The organism is Nesterenkonia aerolata (genome assembly GCF_031470965.1).
GTDB lineage: Bacteria > Actinomycetota > Actinomycetes > Actinomycetales > Micrococcaceae > Nesterenkonia > Nesterenkonia aerolata.
The window spans coordinates 79,147-86,043 of the sequence record NZ_JAVKGR010000011.1 but is presented as its reverse complement, the minus strand read 5'-3'; the positions used below and the strand labels follow the sequence as shown (position 1 = coordinate 86,043).

Annotated in this window: 11 protein-coding genes; all 11 read right to left on the bottom strand. The window is 66.4% G+C overall.

All coding sequences use genetic code 11. The annotated features are described in order from the left end of the window. Nucleotides 1-147: 147 nt before the first annotated feature. The 11 genes from map to rplX all read right to left on the bottom strand — a co-directional run bounded on the left by map (nt 148) and on the right by rplX (nt 6,894). Nucleotides 148-987: a type I methionyl aminopeptidase gene (gene map, locus RIL96_RS09770; RefSeq protein ID WP_310548831.1), complete on the bottom strand. Its 840-nt coding sequence runs from the start codon at nt 985-987 to the stop codon at nt 148-150. A gap of 10 nt (nt 988-997) precedes the next feature. Then, entirely contained in the window at nt 998-1,567 is a 570-nt protein-coding gene (locus RIL96_RS09765; RefSeq protein WP_310548830.1) for an adenylate kinase, read from the bottom strand. Next, nucleotides 1,564-2,871, bottom strand: a complete 1,308-nt coding sequence (gene secY / locus RIL96_RS09760) for a preprotein translocase subunit SecY (RefSeq protein ID WP_310548829.1) — start codon at nt 2,869-2,871, stop codon at nt 1,564-1,566. Before secY ends, RIL96_RS09765 begins: the two co-directional genes overlap by 4 nt. Before the next feature lie 207 nt (nt 2,872-3,078). After that, a complete protein-coding gene (gene rplO / locus RIL96_RS09755; protein ID WP_310548828.1) occupies nt 3,079-3,573 on the bottom strand; it encodes a 50S ribosomal protein L15 in 495 nt (164 codons plus the stop codon). Next, nucleotides 3,573-3,800, bottom strand: a complete 228-nt coding sequence (rpmD, locus tag RIL96_RS09750) for a 50S ribosomal protein L30 (RefSeq protein WP_374761880.1) — start codon at nt 3,798-3,800, stop codon at nt 3,573-3,575. Before rpmD ends, rplO begins: the two co-directional genes overlap by 1 nt. Nucleotides 3,801-3,802: 2 nt before the next feature. Continuing rightward, nucleotides 3,803-4,576, bottom strand: coding sequence for a 30S ribosomal protein S5 (gene rpsE / locus RIL96_RS09745; RefSeq protein ID WP_310548826.1), 774 nt, complete (start codon nt 4,574-4,576; stop codon nt 3,803-3,805). Next, on the bottom strand, nt 4,573-4,944 hold the full coding sequence (gene rplR / locus RIL96_RS09740) for a 50S ribosomal protein L18 (RefSeq protein WP_310548825.1): 372 nt from the start codon (nt 4,942-4,944) through the stop codon (nt 4,573-4,575). The genes rpsE and rplR overlap by 4 nt, the downstream gene beginning before the upstream one ends. Nucleotides 4,945-4,946: 2 nt before the next feature. Next, on the bottom strand, nt 4,947-5,483 hold the full coding sequence (gene rplF, locus RIL96_RS09735) for a 50S ribosomal protein L6 (protein ID WP_310548824.1): 537 nt from the start codon (nt 5,481-5,483) through the stop codon (nt 4,947-4,949). A 20-nt stretch (nt 5,484-5,503) separates the two neighbouring features. Next, complete coding sequence (gene rpsH, locus RIL96_RS09730) at nt 5,504-5,902, bottom strand: 30S ribosomal protein S8 (protein ID WP_261624111.1); 399 nt, start codon at nt 5,900-5,902, stop codon at nt 5,504-5,506. A gap of 78 nt (nt 5,903-5,980) precedes the next feature. Further along, nucleotides 5,981-6,559 carry a 50S ribosomal protein L5 gene (gene rplE, locus RIL96_RS09725; protein WP_310548823.1) on the bottom strand — a complete coding sequence of 193 codons (579 nt, stop codon included), beginning with the start codon at nt 6,557-6,559 and terminating at the stop codon, nt 5,981-5,983. Next, nucleotides 6,559-6,894 carry a 50S ribosomal protein L24 gene (gene rplX / locus RIL96_RS09720; protein WP_310548822.1) on the bottom strand — a complete coding sequence of 112 codons (336 nt, stop codon included), beginning with the start codon at nt 6,892-6,894 and terminating at the stop codon, nt 6,559-6,561. The genes rplE and rplX overlap by 1 nt, the downstream gene beginning before the upstream one ends. Nucleotides 6,895-6,897: the final 3 nt, after the last annotated feature.

Sequence of the window (6,897 nt, the reverse complement as noted above, 5' to 3'; positions counted from 1 at the left end):
TTCCTATGTGAGGCACGGGAATCATTTCGCGGGCAACTTGACTTGAGGCACCTCGTTCTCCCCTCACCCACAAAAATCCGAACTCTCTGCAGAATCCGTCCCTTATAGAGCCCGGATCACGCAGAGGATTCGGATAAACGTGGTGAGTTAGGGAAGGGGGACGGGGGTGATGCCTAGGGGCTCCAGCTCGGAGGCGCCGCCGTCGTGGGCGGTGAGCACCCACACCCCCTCAGCGTGCCGAGCCACCGAGTGCTCCCATTGGCTGGCCCGGGCGCCGTCGGTGGTGACCACCGTCCAGTCGTCCTCCAACACCCGGGTCTCGATCCCCCCGCGCACCAGCATCGGCTCGATGGCCACTGCCGTGCCCGGGCGGATCCGCGCCCCGCGGTGACCGGTGGCGTAGTTGAAGACATCCGGGGCCATATGCATGGCCGAACCGATGCCGTGGCCGATGTAGTCCTCCAGGATCCCCAGCCGAGGCCCAGGCTGGGCGAGCACATACTCCTCGATGGCCTCACCCACCTCACCGATATGGGTGGCCTCGGCGAACGCCGCGATGCCCCGCCACATCGCCGCACGGGTGATCTCAGAAAGCCGCTCATCGGCGGCCTCCGCCGTACCCCGGGCAGAATCACCGAGGACGATGGTCCGCGCCGAGTCCGAATGCCACCCGGCGATGACGCACCCGGCATCGACCTTGAGCACATCGCCCTGAGCCAGCACCCGCTCACCGGGGATCCCGTGGACGACCTCCTCGTTGACCGAGGCACAGATATGCCGCGGGAACCCATGGTAGCCCAGGAAGTTCGGTGTGGCCCCACGCTCGGCGATGAAGGCGGCGAAGACATCGTCCAGCTCAGCCGTCGTACGCCCTGGCTCGGCAGCGGCGACGACGGCGTCGAGCGCCGAGGCGAGGATGCTTCCGGCGGCATCCATGTGCCGCAGCTGCTCGGCAGTCTTCAGCTCGATACGGTGGCGCGAGAACATCAGCCCGCACTTAGCCCTTCAGCGCAGCCATGATGCGGGCGTTGACCTCGTCGATCTCCCCGAGGCCGTCCACCCGGCGCAGCAGCCCCCGGGACTCGTACTCGGCGATCATCGGCGCGGTCTCCGAGTCGAAGAGCTCCAGACGACGACGGATGGCGGACTCGTCGGCGTCGTCCTGCCGCCCCTCGATCTCCGCCCGCTTCTTCAGCCGCTGCGTGAGCTCTTCGCGGTCAGCGGTCAGCTCCAGGACGACGTCGAGCTCCACGCCCAGACGCCCCAGCATCTCATCCAGTGCCGTGACCTGCGTGCGGTTGCGGGGGTAACCGTCGAGCAGGAACCCCTCGGCGGCGTCCTCCCAGGCGAGCCGGTCCTCGACCATCCGGTTGGTCACCGAATCGGGGACCAGATCCCCGGCGTCGACGTAGGTCTTGGCCTCACGGCCCAGCTCCGTCTCACCCTTGATGTTGGCCCGGAAGATATCACCGGTGGAGATCGCGACGATCCCCAGCTCCTCGGCGATCCGCTTCGACTGGGTCCCCTTGCCGGATCCGGCGGGACCGACGATCAGCATACGTGTCATCGCAGCAACCCTTCGTAGTTTCTCTGTTCCATCTGAGCGTTGATCTGTTTCACCGTGGTGAGCCCCACGCCGACCATGATGAGGATGGAGGTGCCGCCGAACGGGAAGTTCTGGCTGGCCCCGATCCACACGAACGCGATCAGCGGAATCAGCGCGACCGCACCGAGGTACAGCGAGCCGGGGAAGGTGATCCGAGAGATCACATAGGCCAGGTAGTTCTCCGTGGGACGCCCGGCACGCACACCGGGGATGAACCCGCCGAATTTGCGCATGTTCTCCGCGACCTCGTTCGGGTTGAACGTGATCGTCACGTAGAAGTACGTGAAGAAGATGGTCAGCAGGAAGAACGTGATCATGTAGACCGGATGCGCCCCGGACTGGAAGTAGGTCTGCACCCACTGGATGAACTGATTGGGCTCCTCCCCCGGCGCCGGCTGATTGAACTGGCTGATCACCTGCGGAAGCATCAGCACCGAGGAGGAGAAGATGACGGGGATGACCCCGGCCATGTTGACCTTGATCGGAATGTAGGTGGAGGTGCCGCCCACAGTGCGCCGCCCGATCTGCCGCTTGGCGTACTGCACCGGGACACGGCGCTGGGACTGCTCGACGAAGACCACTGCGGCGATGGTGAACAGACCCACCACCATGACGGCGGCGAAGGTCCGCCAGCCCTGAGTCGTCCAGATCTCGCCCATGGCGGCGGGGAAGCCCGCGGCGATGGAGACGAAGATCAGGATCGACATCCCGTTGCCGACCCCGCGCTCGGTGATCTGCTCACCGAGCCACATGATCAGCGCCACGCCGCAGGTCATCACCAGGATCATCAGCAGGATGGTCCAGAGCGACTCGTCCGGGATGATCGGGATATCGCACTGCAGCAGCGCCCCGGAGCGGGCCATGGTGACCAGGGTCGTGGCATTGAGCGTGGCCAGGCCCAGCGTGAGATACCGGGTGTACTGGGTCAGCTTGGCCTGACCCTGCGGCCCCTCACGCTGAAGGTTCTCGAACCGGGGGATCACCACACGCAGCAGCTGCACGATGATCGCCGCGGTGATGTAGGGCATGATCCCCAGGGCGAAGACCGAGACCTGAAGCATCGCGCCGCCGGAGAACATATTGACGAAGGAGTACAGGCCGCCTTCGGTGGTGCCCAGTGCCAGGCACTGCTGCACGGCACCGTAGTCCACCCCGGGAGCCGGGATGAAGGCACCGATCCGGTAGATCGTGATGATGCCGATGGTGAACCAGATCTTCCGGCGCAGGTCGGGTGTGCGGAACACCCTGGCGATTGCGCTGAACAAGAGGCCTCCTTCACGAGGTGATACATCGTCGACAGCGGCGGAGCGCGGCTCACCGCACAGACACAGCCATCCTAGCGCCCGGCGACGGCACCTCGGACATCGTCCGCCGCCGGAACACGGGACGGCCCCCGCCCGTCCGCCGGGGTTCCCGAACATCTCGGGCGGCGGGATCGGACGGGGGCCGTCACAGTGCAGAGGACCAGGGGCTCAGCCCTGGGTCTGAGCCGGAGTCAGGCTCAGCTGCTCGGTGGAGCCGCCGGCAGCGGTGATCTTCTGCTCGGCCGATGCGGAGAAGGCGTGGGCCTTGACCTGCACGGCGACGGAGATCTCACCGGTGCCCAGGATCTTCACCGGGCGTCCCTTCTTGGCCACTCCGCGGGAGACCAGTGCCTCCACAGTGACCTCGCCGCCCTGGGGGAAGAGCTCCGCCAGGGTCGCGATGTTCACCGGGGAGTACTCCACACGGAAGGGGTTCTTGAAGCCGCGCAGCTTCGGCAGGCGCATGTGCAGCGGAAGCTGCCCACCTTCGAAGCCGGCGCGGACCTGGTAGCGAGCCTTGGTGCCCTTGGTACCGCGGCCTGCGGTCTTGCCCTTCGAGGCCTCACCGCGGCCCACACGAGTGCGGGACTTGCGGGAACCGGGGGCAGAACGCAGGTCGTGGACCTTCAGAACCTCGGACTCGGCAGCGTCGTTCTGTGCCATCACTTGGCCTCCTCAACCTGCACGAGGTGCTTCACCGAGTTGATCATGCCCACGGTCACGGCGTCGGCGTCACGGACCACAGTGTGGCCGATGCGCTTGAGCCCGAGCGACCGGATGGTCTCACGGTGGTTCGGTGGAGCACCGATAGTGGACTTGACCTGGGTGATCTCCAGCTTGGCGTCGGAGGGAACCAGGTTCTTCGGGGTGGTCTGACGGACGGTGGTCATACTCATGCACCTGCCTTCTGCGCACGGGCGGCCCGCTCGTCCTCCATAGTGCGGAGCATGGCGGCCGGCGCGACCTCGTCGAGGGCCTTCCCGCGGCGTGCGGCCACGGCCTGCGGCTCCTCGAGCTGCTTGAGAGCGTCGATGGTGCCGTGGACGATGTTGATCGCGTTGACCGATCCCATCGACTTGGTCAGCACGTCGTGGATTCCGGCGCACTCGAGCACGGCGCGGACCGGACCACCGGCAATCACTCCGGTACCCGGGGAGGCCGGGCGCAGCAGGACCACGCCTGCCGCATCCTCGCCCTTGACCAGGTGCGGAATGGTGGAGCCGACGCGCGGGACGCGGAAGAACGACTTCTTCGCCTCCTCGACACCCTTCTGGATGGCGGCGGGCACCTCCTTGGCCTTGCCGTAGCCCACACCGACCATGCCGTCGCCGTCGCCGACAACGACCAGTGCGGTGAAGCTGAACCGACGGCCACCCTTGACGACCTTGGAGACACGGTTGATGGTCACGACACGCTCAAGGAACTTGTCCTTGTCGTCATCGCGTCCGCCGCGGCCTCCACGACCGCCGGAGCGGCCCTCGCCGCGACCTCCGCGTCCACCGCGGCCGGAGCGGTCCTCGCGACCGCCGCGGCCGGCGTCGCCGGAGTCCTGGGTCTCGCCTGCGGCCTGAGCCTGCTCGGCAGAGGCGGCGGCGTTCTCGTTGGCCTCAGTCACAGAGACGTCCTTCGCAGTGTTGTTCTCAGTGGTGTTGACGTTCTCGCTCACAGGTCCAGTCCACCTTCCCGGGCGCCGTCGGCGACGGCGGCCACGCGACCGTGGTACTTATTGCCACCGCGGTCGAAGACCACGGCCTCGATACCAGCTGCCTTGGCACGCTCGGCGATGAGCTCGCCGACGCGCTTGGACTTCGCGGTCTTGTCGCCCTCGTGGCTGCGCAGCTCGGGCTCCATCGTGGTGGCCGAGACCAGCGTACGGCCGACGGTGTCGTCGACGAGCTGGGCGACCATGTGACGGGACGAGCGGTTGACCACCAGGCGCGGGCGCTCGGCCGACCCGGCGATCTTCTTGCGCAGGCGCAGGTGACGACGGCTGCGGGCTGCGGACTTGGACTTGCCCTGGATTCCGATAGCCATGATCACTTACCTGCCTTTCCGGCCTTGCGGCGAAGCTGCTCGCCCTCATAGCGCACGCCCTTGCCCTTATAGGGGTCGGGGCGGCGCAGCTTGCGGATGTTCGCGGCGACCTCGCCGACCAGCTGCTTGTCGATCCCGGTGACGGCCAGCTTATTGGCGCCCTCGACCTGGAAGGTGATGCCCTCCGGTGCCGGGACCTGGATCGGGTGCGAGTAGCCGAGGGCGAACTCGAGGTCGCTGCCCTTGGCCAGCACGCGGTATCCGGTGCCGACGATCTCGAGCTTCTTGGTGTAGCCGTCGGTCACACCGATGACCATGTTGTTGATCAGGGTCCGGGTCAGACCGTGCAGCGAGCGGGACTCGCGCTCGTCGTCGGGGCGGGTCACCGTGACGGTGCCCTCGTCGACGGCGACGTTGATGCCCTCGGGCAGTACGCGCGCGAGCTCGCCCTTCGGGCCCTTGACGCGGATGTCGCGGCCCTGGAGGTCAACCTCCACGCCGGCCGGCACGGTGATCGGAAGCTTACCGATGCGTGACATAGTGCTTCGTCTCCCTTCCGTCACCAGACGTAGGCGAGGACTTCCCCGCCGACGCCCTTCTTCGCTGCCTGCCGGTCGGTGAGAAGACCGGAGGATGTGGACAGGATCGCGATGCCCAGGCCGCCCAGCACGTGCGGGAGGTTGTCGGACTTCGCGTAGACGCGCAGACCGGGCTTCGAGATGCGGCGCAGTCCGGCGATCGACCGCTCACGGTTCGGTCCGAACTTCAGGTCGATGACCAGGGTCTTGCCGACCTCGGCCTCTTCCTCGCGCCACTCGGTGATGTAACCCTCGGCCTTGAGGATGTCGGCCACCCGGACCTTCAGCTTGGAGCTGGGCATGGAGACCTGGTCGTGGTAGGCCGAGTTGGCGTTGCGCAGACGAGTCAGCATGTCTGCGACTGGGTCAGTCATTGTCATGTGGGGCTGCTGCCCTTCCTCACCGTGGTTTCCGCGCTCCGAAGGGGACCTCTGGTGCGCGGACCTGCGGTGTAGTGCTTACTGGTCGGTCTTGAAGGGGAAGCCGATCGCCTTGAGCAGCGCCCGGCCCTCTTCGTCGGTCTTCGCGGAGGTCACCACAGTGATGTCCATACCGCGCGGACGGTCGATCTTGTCCTGGTCGATCTCGTGGAAGACCGACTGCTCGGTCAGACCGAAGGTGTAGTTGCCGTTGCCGTCGAACTGCTTGCCCGAGAGGCCGCGGAAGTCGCGGATACGGGGCAGCGCGAAGGTGACCAGGCGGTCCAGGAACTCCCACATGCGGTCGCCGCGCAGGGTGGTGTGGGCGCCGATGGGCTGGCCCTCACGCAGCTTGAACTGCGCGATGGACTTCCGGGCGCGGGTGACCTTCGGCTTCTGGCCGGTGATCTGGGTGAGGTCGTTGACCGCACCGTCGATCAGCTTCGAGTCACGGGCAGCCTCGCCGACGCCCATGTTGACCACGACCTTGACCAGGCCGGGGACCTCCATGACGTTGGAGTAGCTGAACTCGCTCTGCAGCGACTCTCGGATCTCGTCCTGGTACTTCGTCTTCAGTCGGGGGGTGATCTTCTCGCTCACGCTCTGCACCTCGGTCATCACAGGTCCTTTCCGGAGGCCTTGGCGTAGCGCACGCGCACCGTCTTGGTGCGGCCGTCACGCTCGACGGTCTCCTCCCGGTAGCCGACGCGGGTGGGCTTGCCCGTCTCAGGGTCCACCACGGCGACGTTGGAGATGTGGATGGGGGCCTCGGACTCGACGATGCCGCCCTCGCTGTTGCCGAACTGGCCGGCGCGCAGGTGCCGCTTGATGCGGTTGACACCTTCGACGACGACGCGCTCGTCGGCGGGACGGACTTCGAGCACTTTGCCCTGCTTGCCGCGGTCCTTACCGCTGAGCACCTGGACGAGGTCGTCCTTCTTGATCTTTGCCATGAG

Excerpts from the sequence above, each read along its gene's own strand:
- map (WP_310548831.1), bottom strand. The coding sequence starts at position 987 with ATGTTCTCGCGCCACCGTATCGAGCTGAAGACTGCCGAGCAGCTGCGG.
- RIL96_RS09765 (WP_310548830.1), bottom strand. The coding sequence starts at position 1,567 with ATGACACGTATGCTGATCGTCGGTCCCGCCGGATCCGGCAAGGGGACC.
- rplO (WP_310548828.1), bottom strand. The coding sequence starts at position 3,573 with ATGGCACAGAACGACGCTGCCGAGTCCGAGGTTCTGAAGGTCCACGAC.
- rpmD (WP_374761880.1), bottom strand. The coding sequence starts at position 3,800 with ATGACCACCGTCCGTCAGACCACCCCGAAGAACCTGGTTCCCTCCGAC.
- rplR (WP_310548825.1), bottom strand. The coding sequence starts at position 4,944 with ATGGCTATCGGAATCCAGGGCAAGTCCAAGTCCGCAGCCCGCAGCCGT.
- rplF (WP_310548824.1), bottom strand. The coding sequence starts at position 5,483 with ATGTCACGCATCGGTAAGCTTCCGATCACCGTGCCGGCCGGCGTGGAG.
- rpsH (WP_261624111.1), bottom strand. The coding sequence starts at position 5,902 with ATGACAATGACTGACCCAGTCGCAGACATGCTGACTCGTCTGCGCAAC.
- rplE (WP_310548823.1), bottom strand. The coding sequence starts at position 6,559 with ATGACCGAGGTGCAGAGCGTGAGCGAGAAGATCACCCCCCGACTGAAG.
- rplX (WP_310548822.1), bottom strand. The coding sequence starts at position 6,894 with ATGGCAAAGATCAAGAAGGACGACCTCGTCCAGGTGCTCAGCGGTAAG.